Source organism: Sphingobium sp. (genome assembly GCF_032153725.1).
Classification (GTDB): Bacteria; Pseudomonadota; Alphaproteobacteria; order Sphingomonadales; family Sphingomonadaceae; genus Sphingobium.
Genome location: NZ_JALDYQ010000093.1, coordinates 1 through 15,759, shown reverse-complemented (window position 1 = coordinate 15,759; position 15,759 = coordinate 1). Strand labels below are relative to the sequence as shown.

13 protein-coding genes are annotated in these 15,759 nt (G+C 60.4%); 9 read left to right on the top strand and 4 right to left on the bottom strand.

Annotation, left to right across the window (positions count from 1 at the left end; all coding sequences use genetic code 11):
• Positions 1-375: 375 nt before the first annotated feature.
• Positions 376-1,014 carry a TetR/AcrR family transcriptional regulator gene (locus tag RUH75_RS21085; protein WP_313809160.1) on the bottom strand — a complete coding sequence of 213 codons (639 nt, stop codon included), beginning with the start codon at positions 1,012-1,014 and terminating at the stop codon, positions 376-378.
• Between the two features lie 218 nt (positions 1,015-1,232).
• Here RUH75_RS21085 and RUH75_RS21080 point away from each other — a divergent pair, with 218 nt between their 5' ends.
• The 5 genes from RUH75_RS21080 to RUH75_RS21060 all read left to right on the top strand — a co-directional run bounded on the left by RUH75_RS21080 (position 1,233) and on the right by RUH75_RS21060 (position 9,411).
• Complete coding sequence (locus RUH75_RS21080; protein ID WP_313809159.1) at positions 1,233-2,534, top strand: DUF1214 domain-containing protein; 1,302 nt, start codon at positions 1,233-1,235, stop codon at positions 2,532-2,534.
• A 24-nt stretch (positions 2,535-2,558) separates the two neighbouring features.
• Positions 2,559-4,691 (top strand): TonB-dependent receptor, encoded by a 2,133-nt coding sequence (locus tag RUH75_RS21075; RefSeq protein ID WP_313809158.1) that lies wholly within the window; start codon positions 2,559-2,561, stop codon positions 4,689-4,691.
• Between the two features lie 63 nt (positions 4,692-4,754).
• Positions 4,755-5,837 (top strand): Rieske 2Fe-2S domain-containing protein, encoded by a 1,083-nt coding sequence (locus tag RUH75_RS21070; protein ID WP_313809157.1) that lies wholly within the window; start codon positions 4,755-4,757, stop codon positions 5,835-5,837.
• Positions 5,834-6,913, top strand: a complete 1,080-nt coding sequence (locus RUH75_RS21065; RefSeq protein WP_313809156.1) for an alkene reductase — start codon at positions 5,834-5,836, stop codon at positions 6,911-6,913. Before RUH75_RS21070 ends, RUH75_RS21065 begins: the two co-directional genes overlap by 4 nt.
• A gap of 320 nt (positions 6,914-7,233) precedes the next feature.
• Positions 7,234-9,411: an arylsulfatase gene (locus RUH75_RS21060; protein WP_313809155.1), complete on the top strand. Its 2,178-nt coding sequence runs from the start codon at positions 7,234-7,236 to the stop codon at positions 9,409-9,411.
• Between the two features lie 651 nt (positions 9,412-10,062).
• Here the strand turns inward: RUH75_RS21060 and RUH75_RS21055 are convergent.
• The gene (locus RUH75_RS21055) at positions 10,063-11,007 is read right to left on the bottom strand and encodes a GlxA family transcriptional regulator (protein ID WP_313809154.1); all 945 of its coding nucleotides are present in this window, start codon (positions 11,005-11,007) and stop codon (positions 10,063-10,065) included.
• 74 nt (positions 11,008-11,081) lie between these two features.
• On the opposite strand from RUH75_RS21055, the gene RUH75_RS21050 reads away from it, so the two are divergent.
• Both RUH75_RS21050 and RUH75_RS21045 read left to right on the top strand, forming a co-directional pair.
• Positions 11,082-11,771: a DJ-1/PfpI family protein gene (locus RUH75_RS21050; RefSeq protein ID WP_313809153.1), complete on the top strand. Its 690-nt coding sequence runs from the start codon at positions 11,082-11,084 to the stop codon at positions 11,769-11,771.
• A 49-nt stretch (positions 11,772-11,820) separates the two neighbouring features.
• On the top strand, positions 11,821-12,717 hold the full coding sequence (locus RUH75_RS21045; protein ID WP_313809152.1) for an SDR family oxidoreductase: 897 nt from the start codon (positions 11,821-11,823) through the stop codon (positions 12,715-12,717).
• Positions 12,718-12,923: 206 nt separating this feature from the next.
• Here RUH75_RS21045 and RUH75_RS21040 read toward each other — a convergent pair whose 3' ends face one another.
• The gene (locus RUH75_RS21040; protein ID WP_313809151.1) at positions 12,924-13,874 is read right to left on the bottom strand and encodes an AraC family transcriptional regulator; all 951 of its coding nucleotides are present in this window, start codon (positions 13,872-13,874) and stop codon (positions 12,924-12,926) included.
• Between the two features lie 95 nt (positions 13,875-13,969).
• Between RUH75_RS21040 and RUH75_RS21035 the strand changes: the two genes are divergently transcribed.
• Complete coding sequence (locus RUH75_RS21035) at positions 13,970-14,707, top strand: SDR family oxidoreductase (RefSeq protein WP_313809150.1); 738 nt, start codon at positions 13,970-13,972, stop codon at positions 14,705-14,707.
• Positions 14,708-14,856: 149 nt separating this feature from the next.
• Here the strand turns inward: RUH75_RS21035 and RUH75_RS21030 are convergent, their stop codons facing one another.
• A complete protein-coding gene (locus tag RUH75_RS21030) occupies positions 14,857-14,994 on the bottom strand; it encodes a hypothetical protein (RefSeq protein ID WP_313809149.1) in 138 nt (45 codons plus the stop codon).
• 1 nt (position 14,995) lies between these two features.
• Between RUH75_RS21030 and RUH75_RS21025 the strand changes: the two genes are divergently transcribed.
• Positions 14,996-15,759 (top strand): 23S rRNA (adenine(2030)-N(6))-methyltransferase RlmJ (locus RUH75_RS21025; protein WP_313809148.1); only part of this gene is annotated, 764 nt, incomplete at its 3' end.

Here is a 15,759-nt window from a genome sequence, read left to right as displayed (position 1 = left end):
TCAAGCTCATCTGCGTTCGCCTCTGGTGCAACGCGTAATGAGTCTACGCGCTAGTCACGCCCATAGCCGCATGGTCCTATTTAACGGCACGCCGGTCGATCGTGCAACATTACTTTGTGAATGCGGAACGAGACGCGACGGAAGGCCGCCCGGCACTGGCTAGCACCAGGTCATCCCAGATCGCCGGGTCGTCGAGCGACCAGTATGGAACCTGTCACCGGTCCTCTCAGCGGCCTCTATCTGGAAGGGCTTGAACCGTCCCTGCATCGCCGGGCGGTTCACGTTTCAAATAAGCGGAGCGTCCGCTGTGGAGGATGCAAATCTGACTGCTGAACGGCTTGTTGGGGTCGGTACAACCGGGCAGAGATGTAGCGGTCAACTTACATTCAGTACCGTGCGGGCAGTCTTACGTAAGATTCCCTTGAAAGCGGCCAGTTCTGCCGGATCGTCGGGTCGATAGGGATGGTCGTCGCCCAACTGATCGGGATTGCAGACATAATGGAGGATGCTGCCGCTCAGCAAGTTGACGAGATACATGGAATGCACGTCCGCGAACCGGCCGCTCGCGATTCCATCGCGAATGATCCCCCTGAGCAACGAGAGTGCATTGCTTGAATAATTGGCGGGATAATTATCCGAATGCGCTGCATCGGCACAGGCGCGCAAGATAAGCCGCGCGGCGGTCGGACGTGCCACCATAAAGTCAAGCCATGCCTCCACCAGAAGCATTAACTGCTCCCAGGGGTCGGTGGCATCCGCCAGCCGCAGCCGCGTCTGCTCAATCAGGCTGACGTGGATATCGCGGGTGAGATCCTCGAACAATTCCTGCTTGTTGCGGAAATAGTAGAAGATCGCGGCGCGCTTGATACCGACGGCATCAGCAACCGACTCGAGCTTCGCCGCGTCATAGCCCAGTTCGGCAAAGCTCTTTTCCGCGGCCGTCAGGATGTTCTGCCTGGTCTGCTCGCCCTTGCTGAGCTTTTGTGCCTGCACGAACCCTGTTCCCGTCATCATCAAAGCCCGAGCCATCGCATGCGAAGCCCGATCCTGTCAATTGACTTGCTTGCTGGTAAAATTCTTCAACACTGGCCGAGGCATATGGACGATTCTTGCAATGTGGCGAACGCACCTCATTTTCTGACTTGCGAGTAAGTAACTTAATTGGTAGCTAAAGGGGACAGGAGAGGCATCGCGGCCTTGGCCGCCGCGATCGAAAGGAAAGGCTGTAGGCTATGGCGATCAGCGAAGAAGAAATGCTCCCCCGACTGTCCCGCCGTCATCTGTTGGGCAGTGGCGGCACATTGGGGATGTTGGCGATGCTGCAAGCGGCCGTTCCCGCAGCGAATGCCGCTGAACTTGACGACGACGCGCAGATGCTCCGGGCTTTCAACGCCATGCTGGAGCGCATCGGTCGGGCCGCTGAACTGGCCTTTCAACGGAGCACGGCGCGCTACGCCGATGCGCGGGCGGCAGGCTTGCTCCATATCTTCAACAACATTGCGCTCGGCCTGTCGCTCAATCTGCACAATGCCGATCCGATGAATCCTGAACTGTTCCATTTGTTCGATCCAACACGAAAACAGGGCGGCGACAATTCTGATGCGCTATATCTGCTAGCCGCCCTCGACGGCTCGCAGGAGTATCGACTTCATGGAGACCGTGGCACGGCGAAGCATCTATCGCTGACCACGGTGAATCGCGGATCATCACCCTTTGGGGGTGGCATGGGCAGCGCGCTGTTCGGGCGAGACATGACGGTCGGATCCGACGGTAGTTTCGAGGTGATACTCAGCGCACGCGAACATCCCGGCAACTGGTTGAAGCTGACGCCAGAAGTGTTTCGCCTCAACATCCGGCAATTCTTCGCGGACTGGGAGAATGAGCGGCCGATGGTGGCACGGATAGAGCGGCTCGGACCTACGGCTTCCCCGCCCCCCATGTCTGCCGAGCGGATCATGACGGCTCTGGAAGAGACGGCTGGGTGGATAGAGAACACAATTCGGTTTTGGCAGGACATGATGGACCTGTTCCGCAAGACCCCGAATCAGTTTGTGCGCTGGCGGAAGATCACCGGCAATAAGGTCAACGCGACTCCGGGCGGCGATCCTTCTTGCTGCTATTGGAACGTCCCCAAAGGCAAGGCGCTGATCCTGCGGGTCAGACCTCCCGAATGCGAATATTGGAACATCGAGTTCACCAATCCCTGGTGGGAAACCAATGACTACCGCTACCGGCATACCGGCATAAATTGCCATACAGGCGTGCTTGAAGACGACGGCGAACTGATTGCGATCGTCGCGCATGAAGATCCTGGCCTGCCCAATTGGCTCGATCCGTCAGGACATTTGGAAGGTTTCATGGGGCGCCGCTGGATGTTCGCCAAGACCGCTCCGGAGATCGAGTGCACGCTCGTCGATCATGCCAACCTCAAGGCGCAGTTGCCCAAGACCATCAAGACGATCTCGGCTGCAGGGAGACGTGAACAATTGGAGCGTAAACGGAACGGCTTGTACCGGCGGTTCCACTGGTTCTGATCAACAAAAGAGGAGGGGAGTGTTATGAAATATACGATATTATTGCTGGCGTCCGCGGCGATTGCGCCGAATGCTTTTGCACAGGAAGCACCAAAGGACGATCAGGGTCTTCAAGAAATCATTGTCACGGCGCAAAAGCGGTCGGAATCCTTGCAGGACACGCCGATCTCCATTGCAGCGCTCGACAGCGCGGCCCTGGAGTCCAAGCGCATCACATCGCTCACGGATATTGCCGCGGGCGTGCCCAATCTTCAGCTTTCGCCGCATCCCAACAGCGCGGTTTCAGTGAGACCGATCATCCGCGGTGTTGGTGAGCTGTCCAATGTCGCGACACGCGATTCCCCCAATGCCATCTATGTCGATGGCGTCTATGTCGGGCGTACCCAGGGATTGGGAACCGATCTGGCTGAGCTGGAACGGATTGAAGTGCTGCGCGGACCGCAGGGAACCCTTTACGGACGCAATGCTACCGGCGGCGCGATCAGCTTCATCACCAAACCGCCGGAACTGGACGAAACCTGGGTCAAGCAGGACATCGGTATCGGCAATTTCGATGCTTTCCGTGCCCGCACCATCGTCAATCTTGCCTTTGGCGATCGGGCGGCGTTCCAGATCTCTTACCTGAGGAACAAGCAGGACGGATTTGTCAAAAATCTGGGAACGGGTGAACCCCGCTTTGGGGATGTCGATCGTCAAGCGGTTCGTGCTGCCGCGCTGTGGAAAGCGACGGACAATCTGGAACTACGCTATACTTATGACTCCGCATGGATCGACGACAGCTCGCCCTTTATTCAGTTCATTCCGTCATTTTCGGTCGAAGCGAAGCGCGCGCGGCAAAGCAATGCGGCGGTTCGCAACTTCCGGCCCAACGATACGCAGGTACAGGGGCATAATCTGACGGTTTCCTGGGACGTGTCCGACGATCTGACCGTCAAGTCGATCACCGGCTATCGCAGGCTCAATTCTTTTGAATATCAGGATTATCATAGCGGAGTGGCCGGACCCTTTCCGTTCTTCACGGTCAGCGACACCGTCAATCAGGAACAGTTCACGCAGGAACTGCAATTGATCGGCACTGCCTTCGACAAGCGGCTCAAATATGTGGCCGGTCTCTACTATTTCACGGAAAATGGCGACGGCTTCAATCTTTCGACCACGCCCGGCGGGCGTTCGACCAGTGCTGTGAATTTCAAGAACAGCGCTTATGCCGCCTTCGGCCAGGCCACCTATACGCCACCGATCCTGGACGACCGGCTGCACATCACCGTTGGCGCGCGCTGGTCGAAGGACAAGCGCGATGCGACGCTGATCAAGACCAATTTCGTTGGGGCGGCGCCCGGGGTTGTGGCGATCAACAATCGCGGCCGCCGGAGCTTTGATGATTTCAGCCCCACCGGAACCATTGCGTTCGACATCAATCGCGACGTCAATGTCTACGCCAAGATTTCCAAGGGCTACAAGACGGGCGGGTTCAATCCCGCTGCCTCCTCGGCGCTGACCTTTGCACGCGGCTTTGGTCCGGAAACGCTGGTGTCCTATGAACTCGGCCTCAAGTCCGAATTCCTCGACCGGCGCGTTCGATTGAATGTCGCCGCCTTCTATAACGACTATAAGGACATCCAGCTCAACGTCCTCGATCCGGTCAATCCCCGCGTCAATGACGTCCTTAACGCGGGCAAGGCGAAGATTCCCGGCGTGGAGGTCGATCTCTCGGCGCGCGTCTTCGAAGGTATGACCCTGTCGGCCTCCTATGGCTATGTCGATCCGAAATATAAGAAGGTGATCGACTTCAACGGCAATGACGTGACCAGCGGCTTCCATTTTACCAACGCGCCCAAGAACAGCTTTACGCTGGGGGCTGATTATGCCTCGCCGGAAACGCCCATCGGTAAGTTCGACGTGAACGTGAACTATGCCTGGCAGGACCATTTTATCGCGATTGCGAACGACCCCCGCTACGTCGTCAAGTCGAACGGGCTGCTCGGCGCACGGATTGGCCTGTCCGATATTCCGGGCCTGGATGACTTCAAGATCGGGATCTGGGGCCGCAATCTGACCAACGAAAATTACTATGCGACCTATTTCCCTGCCGGTGTCCCGAGCGCCATCTTCGGTGCGCCCCGGACCTATGGCGTGGATGTCAGCGTCAAATTCTAGAGCCGATTGCCCGCGCGTTCCGCGGCGCGCGGCCACGGTTCTGCACGCGAAAAGGAAGAGAAAATGGCGAAAACAGCGGACTATGGCTTGGGCGAATTCGCCTATCCGCGCGGCTGGTTCATGGTCGCAGCCTCGGACGAGCTCAAAGGCGCGCCGCTTGCCGTGCGCTATTTCGGCCAGGACATGGTGCTCTACCGTGGCGAGAGTGGCCGGGTCATGCTGATGGACGCCTATTGCCCGCATATGGGTACGCATCTCGCGCACAGCAGCACTTCCTATATCGTGCGGGATGGGGTGCAGATCGAGGGCGATTCCATTCGTTGTCCCTATCATGGCTGGCGTTTTGGCCCCGATGGCAAATGCGACGATATTCCCTATTCGCCCGCTCCCATCCCCAAGGCGGCTTGTATCCAGACTTGGCCCGTTATCGAGCGCGCCGGTTGCGTGTTCGTCTGGTATGATAGCGAAGGCGGCGAACCCGAATATGACCTGCCGGCCTTTGCGGAATGGGATGATCCGCAATGGGTCAACTGGACCATCGACCAACTTGGCGAACTACCCTGCCATCCGATGGAAATCGTGGATAATATCGGCGACAAGACGCATCTGGAGCCGATCCACGGCAGCATCGAGATCCAGCTCTTCGAGAATGTTTTCGAGGATCATGTCGTCTGGCAGCATTTGCGCGCCGGCCATCGCACGCTTGCGGGACATGCGGGCGAATATATGATCAACGACACCTCCTATACAGGGCCGGCTATTCTCCAGTCATGGATGGCGGGTGAGCACCCCTCGATCATGCTGTTCTGTCATACGCCGGTCGAGGAAGGCCGCGTGAAGCTGTGGCACGGGCTGACCGTAAAATCGACCGAAGCGGTGGCGAGCCCGGAAACGATCGCGGCGGTGCGTCCCTATCAGCAAGCGAGCTGCGCAGCGCTGTCACAGGATGTGGAGATTTGGGGGCATAAGCGTGCCTGCCTCAATCCGATGGCGGTGCTGGGCGACGGTCCCTTTGGCAAGGTCCGCATCTGGTACAAGCAGTTCTTTAATCCCCGCGCGCGCGCCGAAGAGTTTCGTAAACGTGTCAACGGCAAGGTGGTCACGCGCGGCACCGCCGAAGCGCCTTGGCCCAATTTGGTGGCATGACCATGACAGCACTTTTTGATTCCGTGATCCTGGGCGATCTGACGCTCGCCAACCGCATCGTCATGGCACCGATGACCCGGAGCCGGGCCGGCGATGGGGATGTGCCCACCGATTTGATGATCGAATATTACCGGCAGCGAGCTTCGGCCGGGCTGATCATTACTGAGGGCACTCAGCCTAGCGCTAATGGCAAGGGCTATATGCGCACGCCCGGTATCCACAGCGAGGCGCAGATTGCTGGATGGCGCAGGGTGACCGATGCCGTGCATGCGCAGGGTGGCCGTATCGTGCTCCAGATCATGCACTGCGGGCGGATCGGCAGCCATCTCAACAAAGCGCCGGGCACGCGGTCGATCGCGCCGTCAGCAATCCAGGCAAGGGGCGAGATCGTCACTGAAACGGGCATGGCGCCATTCGATGAACCGCATGCGCTGACGCTCTCCGAAATTCCTGGGGTGATCGAGGAGTTCGCGCAAGCAACGCGCAACGCGCTTACGGCGGGTTTCGATGGTGTCGAACTGCATTGCACGAGCGGCTATCTACCCGCACAATTCCTCTCGTCCGGCTCTAACCACAGAACCGATGCCTATGGTGGCGCAGCCGCCAATCGCATTCGTTTCGTGGTGGAGGCGATCGAGGCGATGACGGGCGTGGCTGGTGCAGGGTGCGTCGGCTTCCGTATCTGTCCCGGCAATCCGTTCAACGATATCTGGGATGAGGATCCTGCCGATACCTATGGCTCCCTGCTCGATGCTCTTTCACCGCTGGGCTTGTCTTACCTCCATCTGATCGATGTCGAAAATCCGCAGTTGTCCAGTCTCGATCTCGCGATCCGGCACTGGCGCGGGCCGCTGATCCTGAATGAAGGCATGACGCAGGAGCGTGGCGGCGATCTCGTCGTGCGTCATGTCGCGGACGCGATTTCGTTCGGCCGTCCTTTCATCGGCAACCCCGATCTGGTGGAGCGGTTCAGGAGCGGGGCTGAACTGGCAGGCTTCGATCCCGCCACGCTCTATACGCCTGGCCGCGCCGGTTACACCGACTATCCGGCGCTCGACGCCGAAGGAGCACAGTGATGGAGCAGGCGAACGCACAGATGCCCGTTTAAATGGTGAGCAAGACGATTTTTGGGTCGCATATCAAATCCTTGCAGAACACTCTCCCAATAACTTGCAGGATCGTTCCTCGGAGCACAGTTCGAATGTTTCGCTCCGGGGAGCGCTTTTTTTCGTGGCACCTTCCCGAAAACAGGCATGCAGCCGAAGGACTGTAAACGATCATGAAGTTCAGCAAGGCAAAGTGTATTTCCGTCGGCGCCTTGGCATTGGCCATAGGACTCGAGGCCAATTCCCTAGGCATCGCACAAACGTCCCTTGTTCGTTCGCCGCAGGAAGCCTTGCAGCGCAAGGCTCCAGCCGGCGCACCCAATGTGGTGCTCGTGCTGTTGGACGATGTCGGCTTCGGCGCGACGGACATCTTCGGTGGCCCGACGGTCACGCCCACGCTGGATCAACTGGCGTCGCAGGGTTTGCGCTATAACCGCTTCCATACCACGGCGATCTGCTCGCCCACGCGGTCGTCCCTGCTTACCGGGCGCAATCCTCATGTGACCGGCATCGGCGCGGTGATGAACACGGCGGATTCGCGGCCGGGTTATTCCGGTTTCCATACCAAGGATACGGCTACTATTGCCGAAATCCTGCGCCAGAAGGGCTACAGCACCGCTGCCTTCGGCAAATGGCACCAGACACCGGATTGGGAAGTGTCGCAAAGCGGCCCGTTCGACCGCTGGCCCACGGGTGAGGGGTTCGAGAAATTCTACGGTTTCCAGGGCGGTGAGACTGACCAGTTCGAACCCACGCTGTATGATGGCACCACGCCCGTCCTGCGTCCGGCGGGCGACCATTATCATCTGACCGAGGATCTGGTCGACCACTCCATCCAGTGGATGCGCGCGCAAAAGTCGACGGCGCCTGATAAGCCCTTCTTTCTCTATCTGGCGACGGGGGCGACCCATGCCCCCATCCAGGTGCCGGAGGAATATGTCGCCCGCTATCGCGGCAAGTTCGATCAGGGATGGGACAAGCTGCGGGAGGAGATCTTCGCGCGGCAGCAGCGGCTGGGCGTGATCCCCGCCAATACCAAGCTGACGCCCCGGCCCGCGGAAATGCCCGCTTGGGACAGCCTGACGCCCGACCAGAAGAAGGTGGCATCCCGCCTGATGGAGGCCTATGCGGGCTTCCTGGCGCATACCGATGAGCAGATCGGCCGCCTTGTCCAGTCGCTGAAGGACAGCGGCCAATATGACAACACGATGTTCGTCTATATCGTCGGCGACAATGGGGCGAGCGCGGAAGGCGGGCTTGGCGGCAGCCTGAACTATATGGGCGTCATGCAGGGGGCGAAGGAAAGCGACGCGCAGAAGCTGGCGGCCATGGACAAAATCGGGTCAGCCGAACTTTATGCCCATTACAATGCGGGCTGGGCCTGGGGGTTGGACGCGCCGTTCCAGTGGACGAAGACCGTCGCCTCCCATCTGGGCGGCACGCGCAATGGCATGGTCATCAGCTGGCCGAAGCGCATCCACAATCCCGGTGGGCTGCGCAGTCAGTTCTCCCATGTGAACGACATAGCGCCGACCATATTGGAAGCGGCCGGCATCCCAGAACCTAAGGAGGTCAACGGCATAGCGCAAAAACCGATGAACGGCACCAGCCTGGTCTACAGCTTCGATAATGCCAAGGCGCCCGAACGGCATACCACGCAATATTTCGAGGTGATGGGCAACCGCGCGATCTATCATGACGGCTGGATGGCGTCGGCTTTCCACGGTCGCCTGCCCTGGCAGGTCATCACTAGGAAGGACCGGCCGATGGAGGAGGATAAGTGGGAATTATATGATCTGCGGTCCGACTATTCGCAGGCGACCGATCTTGCCGCCAAATATCCGGCCCGGCTGGAGGAGATGAAGGCGCTTTTCATGAAGGAGGCCGCCGCTAATCAGGTGCTGCCGCTCTCTGGCATGATATTGGACGATAAGAGCCTGCCTGACCCTTCGGGGGGCGTCAAAAGCGCCACCTATTATGAAGGGACGGTGGGCGTTGCCGAAAAGGCGCTGCCCAAGATGCTGAACCGATCCTGGTCGCTATCGTCCGACGTCGATGTCGGCAATGCATCGCAGGGCGTCATTGCGGCGGTCGGCGGCGCGGGGGCTGGCTGGTCGCTCTATATCGATCCCCAGCATCGTCCAGTCTTCACCTATCGCGCGTTCAACGTGAAGACCGCCAATCTGGTCGGGCAACCTCTCGCGCCGGGTTCGGTCAAGCTGAGGGTCGACTTCGATTATGACGGGCCGGGTTATGCCAAGGGCGGGACACTGAAGCTGATAGTCGGCGGCAAGCAGGTGGCGACGGACACATTGCCTATGACTCCCCCAAGTTTCTTCACCATCGATGAAACCTTCAACGTCGGGGTCGACATGGGTTCTCCGGTAGCGGCCTATCCGAAGAACGCGCCGTTGGGCTATCATTACCGGGGCGGCCGGATCGGCAAGGTGACGATCGACCTGCGCTAAGCGGAAAAGCCGATCCCGGGAAACATTTTCGAGACCGGAATCCCGTCTTTAATGTCAAGGCAAACGTCGTTGTGAAGAACTGAGGATTGAATTTGTTACTCTTAATGATTGGCACAACTCCGCCAGCAATTCGCGCAATCATGGCGGAGGCCCTGCCGTCTTCGGCAAGGCAGGTGGGAGGCGACCCGGCGGCTTTGACGTTGGAGGCTGAGGACAGCGTTAACTGGCCGGTTTTGTGACGGCTGCGAAGAAGCTGAACGTCTGCTGCTGGAGATCGAATTCAGAACGCCGGACGTCTTATAAGGGTCGGTTTTGATTGAGACGGACTGCCGGATGCTGGGACTTTCCTGACGTTCCTGGAAGCTGCGGTGGAGGCAGCTCTTGGTCAAGAGCCGCCATCGATGTCTGAGGATCATCACCCGTTGGACTCGCCAACTAAGCTGTCGTTTCCGGGCTCAAACCTGCATCCCAAAACCAGTCGTCCATTCATTTAGACCGAAAAGCAACGATTGCCGGCAATCTCGCGGGCGAAGGTATCAATCAAACCCCATGGGCCATAGTGAAATCGAAGCACAGTTGGTTCTCTCCTGGTTATCCAAGGAGCCCTTGCGCGCGCAGGACGCATGAAAATCTTGTCGTTCCGGCTCCTCGCTATAACAGCGAACGGATCCGCCGCATGGCCTGCGGTGGCTGTCCGTAGGCGCGCAAAAAGGCGCGACGCATGCGTTCGGGATCGTGGAAACCGGTTGTTCCGGCTATCGCCTCGATCGGCTCGGCGGAATGTTCGACCCGCTCGCGCGCGGCTTCCAATCGCAGGCGCTCGACGGCGCGGGCCGGGCTCATGCCGACCGATCGCGTGAAGGCGCGCGAGAAATGGCGCGGACTCATTGCCGCCTGGTCGGCCAGCGCCTCTACGGTCAGACGCTCGGCCAGATGGGTACGCATCCAACTGAGCAGCTCGGCGAAGCGGCCCTCGCCACCACCCATCTCCAGCAAGGCGGAAAACTGCGACTGGCCACCCGGCCGCCGGTAATAAACCACCATTTCCTGAGCTACGCGCCGGGCCAAAGGCTCGCCTGCATCCTCTGCGATCAGGGCAAGAGTAAGATCAATGCCAGCGGTGATCCCGGCCGATGTCCAGACGGAACCGTCGCGCACATGGATGGCATCAGGCTCGACCGCTATCCGGGGGAACCGTTCGGCAAGATCCTCCGCACGGCGCCAATGCGTGGCCGCGCGGCGGCCGTCGAGAAAGCCTGCGGCGGCAAGCACAAAGGCGCCGGAACAGACGCCGCAGATCCGGCGCGAGTCCGCTCGCGCCCGCAAAAAGGCGATGACCTCCGGGCAGTGCATTGCCTGGCGGCTGCCATGGCCGCCCACAACCACGATCGTGTCCAGCGGGCTGGCCTCTGCGAACGCCGTAGTGGCGAGGGCGACGCCGGACGAGGATGCGATCAGTCCGCCGGAGGCTGAGAGCATCGCCAGGTCATAAGCGTGATCGGCGAAGCGGCTGGCAATCTCGAACGCGGCGATTGGCCCGGTGGCGTCGAGGATCTGAAAGTTCGGATAGAGGACAATGCCGATCGATCGGGTCATGTCTTAAAATGAGGGATCATTGTCATTTCGTCAATCGGCTCCGTAAGGCACAAGAGGAGTACAGGAGAACCTGCATGACCCAGCCCCCTTTTCGCATCGTCTTCGCCATTTACCCCGGTATGACCCACCTCGACTTCACCGGTCCGCATCAATTCTTCTCGCGCTTGCCTGGTGTCGAGATCACCGTCGCCAGCCCGGCTGGCGGAGAGGTGCCAGCCGACGGCCTGGTTTTTGCGGGAACCGTCCCGTTGGCCGATGTGCCGGACTGCGACCTCATCTGCGTGCCGGGCGGGCTCCACACGCTGGATTGGGCGCAGGATGAGCCGTTCATCTCTGATATCCGCCGGCTGGCCACAGGCGCGCGATTCATCACCTCGGTGTGTACCGGTTCGCTGATCCTGGGCGCAGCGGGATTGCTGCAAGGCAAGCGCGCGGCCTGCCATTGGTCCATGCGGCATCTGCTGCCCCTGTTCGGCGCAATCCCGGATGAGGGCCGCGTGGTGCGCGACGGAAACATCATCACCGGCGGTGGTGTTACCGCCGGCATCGACTTTGCCCTTACGGTGCTGGCGGAGATCGCCGGTCCGGAGGCGGCCCAGACGATCCAGCTCGGCATGGAATATGCGCCCGCTCCGCCTTTCGATGCCGGTCGGCCCGAATTGGCGCCGACTGCCATTTTGGCGGCGTATAAGGCGCGCATCGCTCCGCTCGCCGACAGTCGGGTAGCCAAGGCGCGCGAGGCGGCGGCCCGACTTGCCGCGTAGATCATCGCGCTATTCATGGCCGACACTGGCCCAACAATAGGAGCACACAATGCGTGTTTTCGTGACCGGCGCGACCGGGTTTGTCGGTGCTGCCGTCGTTGAGGAACTGCTTGCGGCGGGACACAAAGTTCTCGGCCTCGCTCGTTCGGCGAGATCGGCAGCAACGCTGACTGCAGCGGGGGCTGAGGCTCATCGCGGCGACCTTGGGGATCTGGAGAGTCTGCGCGCCGGCGCGTTCGCGACGGATGCAACGATCCACCAGGGTTTCAACCACGACTTTTCGAGATTCGCCGAGAGCTGCCAAGAGGACGCTCAGGTAATTGAAACCCTTGGTGCAGCGCTGACCGGGCGTGACGGGCTGCTGCTGGTCGCATCTGGCACGGCGATATTGCCCGGGGGCGTGGTCTCGACCGAAGCGACCCCGGCACCATCGGGCGCCGGCGTCCACCCCCGCACGGCGAGCGAACATGCCGCTGTACGTGCGGCCGAACGGGGAGCGAAAGTGGCGATCATCCGTCTGTCGCCTTCGGTCCATGGGGCTGGCGATCATGGCTTTGTCTCGTTCGTTGCATCCTTCGCGCGCCAGCACGGCCGTTCGGCCTATGTCGGCGATGGGCTGAACCGCTGGTGCGCGGTGCATCGACGCGATGCGGCGCGCCTTTTCCGTCTTGCCGTGGAAAATGGCGAAGGCGACGCGTGCTATCACGCCGTCAGCGAATCCGCCGTGATGTTCCGGGATATCGCGATTGCGCTGGGGCGCAATCTCGACCTGCCCGTGAAGGGTCTGTCGCCGGAGAAAGCCGGCGCCCATTTCGACTGGTTCACGTCGCTGGCCACCTCCGACACCCCGGCATCGAGCGATTGGACCCGTGCTGCACTTGGCTGGCATCCGTCCGAGCCGGGTCTGCTCGCCGACATCGAGAGCGGCCATTATGCTGGTACCTGACCCGGAAACATGGCTCGGTCGCGGTTCATCAAAACTCAAAAAGGATTGGGCGGGTTTCACGCTTGGGCTGCAAATTCGTCGCCGCCGCAGCCGCCAACACAACTCTCGTCAACGATCCCAATCGGCTCCCCGATACCGCCATTTCATTTATAGGCTCGAATCAATGCCTGAAAGACCGGAAGTGAAACTTAGCCAGGAACGGCTTTTCAAAAGCTTTCTGCTGACAGTTCGAACGAGGGCGTCTGTTGTCTTGAAGCGGCTTTCGGAGAGCAACCTTTGATGCGCTTGAATGCGGTTCCGAATGCACTTTGCGATGCATAGCCGAGCATTGCGGCGACATCAGCGATGCCCAAACCTTGATGAATCAGATCTGCACCGACTTGCATCCGCCACCGGGTAACGTAGTCGATCGGGGTCTGCCCGATCGCGACATGGAAGGCTTCTGCGAAGGATGTCCGCGACATGCCGGCGACCTCGGAGAGCGCCTTCACTGTCCAGCTTCGCCCGGGTTCAGCATGGATGCGGTCAAGCGCCGCGCCGAGACGTGGATCGGTCAGTGCGCCGATCCAGCTCCGATCCGGCCGCCGCCGATCCATGCCCTGCACGTCGCGATCGGCAAAGGCGCGTAGCATCTGCACGAGCAGCATATCAGCGAGATGGCGCCGGATCAGGTCCGATCCCATCCGGATCTCACGGAACTCGCCTTCCATGATCTCCAGGGTCCGGCTAAGCGTCGATGCTGCCGGCGCGTCCCGAGGCAGGATCATCAGATGCGGTAAGGCCTCGGTCAGCAGGCGTTCGTGCAGCGGATTTACCTGGAAACTCCCGCCCAGCAGCACCGTGTCTGCCCCGCCGTAGCGGCCAACGTCAGAACCTTCCCAGTCGATCACCTTGGTGCCGTCTTCGGGAGGAAGGTCTGGATCGCTCGCCAGAACATAGGCGGGAGTCTGTGACAGTAGGAACACATCGCCTCGCATCATCTGCATGGGCGGATGGTCGGGATGTAGCATCCAGCATTCACCCTGGATCACAGCCGCGAATTTCAACGCCAGCTTTTCGGGAAACCGCAAGGACCATGCGCCCGCTGCTTCGAGCCGTGTGCAGCGTGCGCTGCGCAGATCGAGCAGGCCGAAAATTGAGGTCAGGGCATCGGCCATGTTTCCGGACGATCTCAATAAGAATACGGATTGAACGATATAGATACGCCGGGTCGCCGGCAATATCTTTGCGCCATGCGAAATGGAGACCGGCAATGGAAAACATAGAAAGCAAGGTGATTGCCATCACGGGGGCGAGCAGCGGGATTGGACGCGCGACCGCCTTGCGACTGGCCGCCCACGGGGCAAAGCTGGTGCTTGGTGCGCGCCGTACTGAACAACTTGAAGCCCTTCAGCGCGAGATTGAGGCAGCCGGTGGAAGCGCCGTTTTTCGCCAGATGGATGTACGAAACCGCGCCTCAATGCAGTCGCTGGTGGACCTAGCCTGCAGTGAGTTCGGCCGCCTCGACGTGCTGGTCTCCAACGCCGGTATCGGACCGATTTCCAAGCTCGACGAATTGCAGCTGGACGATTGGGACGCGATGATCGACATCAACTTCCGCGGCGTCCTCTACGGCATCGCCGCCGCCCTGCCAGTCTTCCGGCGCCAGAAGGCCGGGCAGTTCGTGACCATCATCTCAACGGCGGGCCTCCGGATCGTGCCCGGCCAGGCGGTCTACGCCGCTACGAAAAACGCCGTGCGCACGCTGCTGGAAGGGCTGCGCCAGGAAGCCGGGTCAGAGCTGCGCGTCACCGGCATTTCCCCAGGCTATGTGCGCTCGGAATTTGGCAACAGCATTCCCGATCCGACGCTGCGCGACCAGGTCGCGCGCGGAATGGAAACGGTGGCACTCGACCCGGACGCGATAGCGAACGCTGTGGAGTTCGCCATAGCCCAGCCTGCTGACGTGGACGTCGGCGACATCGTGGTGCGTCCGACTGCTCAGGGGTAGGCGAACGGCAGTTCCGACAGGTGCGGCGGTTTACGCTTTGGTCGGCGAAGAGCGGGATCTGGTCGACAGCAGCCGATAACCGGACGGTCTGCACCTAAGGATCGAAAATGGGGCGCTGAGTGACCGACATGGGTCGTCTCCGCCCGCCCTTATGCGAGCACCGGATTGATTGCTTCAATCGCCTCGCGCTCGGCTTGTACGCCCAACAATACCGGCTCGGCCATAACTTCGCTTTGCAGAAGGTCCGGCAGCTCGTCTAAAGGCAGGCCGTCAGGATTTTGAACCACAATGAATTATCGCCATTCCTTCCATGCTGGCAATAGCGCCGATGTCGTAAAGCACAGCCTGCTGATCGCCCTGGTGCGGGCTTTGCAGCACAAGCCGGGCCCGCTGACCCTGATCGATACCCATGCCGGCTGCGGGCTGTACGACCTTGGCGGCGACGAAGCCCAACGCACCGGCGAAGCCACGCAGGGCGTGCTGCGGGCTTTTGCCGACCCGAACCCCTTGCTGGACGACTACCGCGCCGCCGTGCAGGCGGTGAATGTAGGTGACGAACCGCACTTTTACCCCGGCTCACCGCGGTTTCTGGCCCAGCTTTTGCGCCCGCAGGATTTCCTGATCCTCAACGAAAAGCACCCGAAAGACGCTTACGCCCTGCGCGGCGTGATACGGGATACCAGCGCGGCCGTGCATCAACGCGACGCCTACGAACTTTGGCTGGCTATGCTGCCGCCCCGCACCGCGCGCGGCGTGGTGGTGGTCGACCCGCCCTACGAGCAGCCGGACGAACGCGCGCGCATCACCGCCACCCTCGCCGCCGCTTACCGCAAATGGGCGCATGGCGTGACGGTGATCTGGTATCCGCTGAAAGACAGCGCCACGCATTGGCGGTGGAAGCAGCAGTTACGCAAGCTCGGCATCCCGAAATTACTACTGGTGGAGCATTGGCTATACGATAGCGAGCAACCCGGAATCTATAACGGCGCGGGCCTCTATATCGTCAATCCGCCCTACGCTTTCACCCAGACACTGCCGCCACTGTTGGAAGC

Bases quoted from the DNA above. Each gene is read 5' to 3' on its own strand.
- RUH75_RS21035 (WP_313809150.1), top strand. From the start codon at position 13,970: ATGGAAAACATAGAAAGCAAGGTGATTGCCATCACGGGGGCGAGCAGC.
- RUH75_RS21065 (WP_313809156.1), top strand. From the start codon at position 5,834: ATGACCATGACAGCACTTTTTGATTCCGTGATCCTGGGCGATCTGACG.
- RUH75_RS21040 (WP_313809151.1), bottom strand. From the start codon at position 13,874: ATGGCCGATGCCCTGACCTCAATTTTCGGCCTGCTCGATCTGCGCAGC.
- RUH75_RS21085 (WP_313809160.1), bottom strand. From the start codon at position 1,014: ATGATGACGGGAACAGGGTTCGTGCAGGCACAAAAGCTCAGCAAGGGC.
- RUH75_RS21070 (WP_313809157.1), top strand. From the start codon at position 4,755: ATGGCGAAAACAGCGGACTATGGCTTGGGCGAATTCGCCTATCCGCGC.
- RUH75_RS21080 (WP_313809159.1), top strand. From the start codon at position 1,233: ATGGCGATCAGCGAAGAAGAAATGCTCCCCCGACTGTCCCGCCGTCAT.
- RUH75_RS21075 (WP_313809158.1), top strand. From the start codon at position 2,559: ATGAAATATACGATATTATTGCTGGCGTCCGCGGCGATTGCGCCGAAT.
- RUH75_RS21055 (WP_313809154.1), bottom strand. From the start codon at position 11,007: ATGACCCGATCGATCGGCATTGTCCTCTATCCGAACTTTCAGATCCTC.
- RUH75_RS21045 (WP_313809152.1), top strand. From the start codon at position 11,821: ATGCGTGTTTTCGTGACCGGCGCGACCGGGTTTGTCGGTGCTGCCGTC.
- RUH75_RS21050 (WP_313809153.1), top strand. From the start codon at position 11,082: ATGACCCAGCCCCCTTTTCGCATCGTCTTCGCCATTTACCCCGGTATG.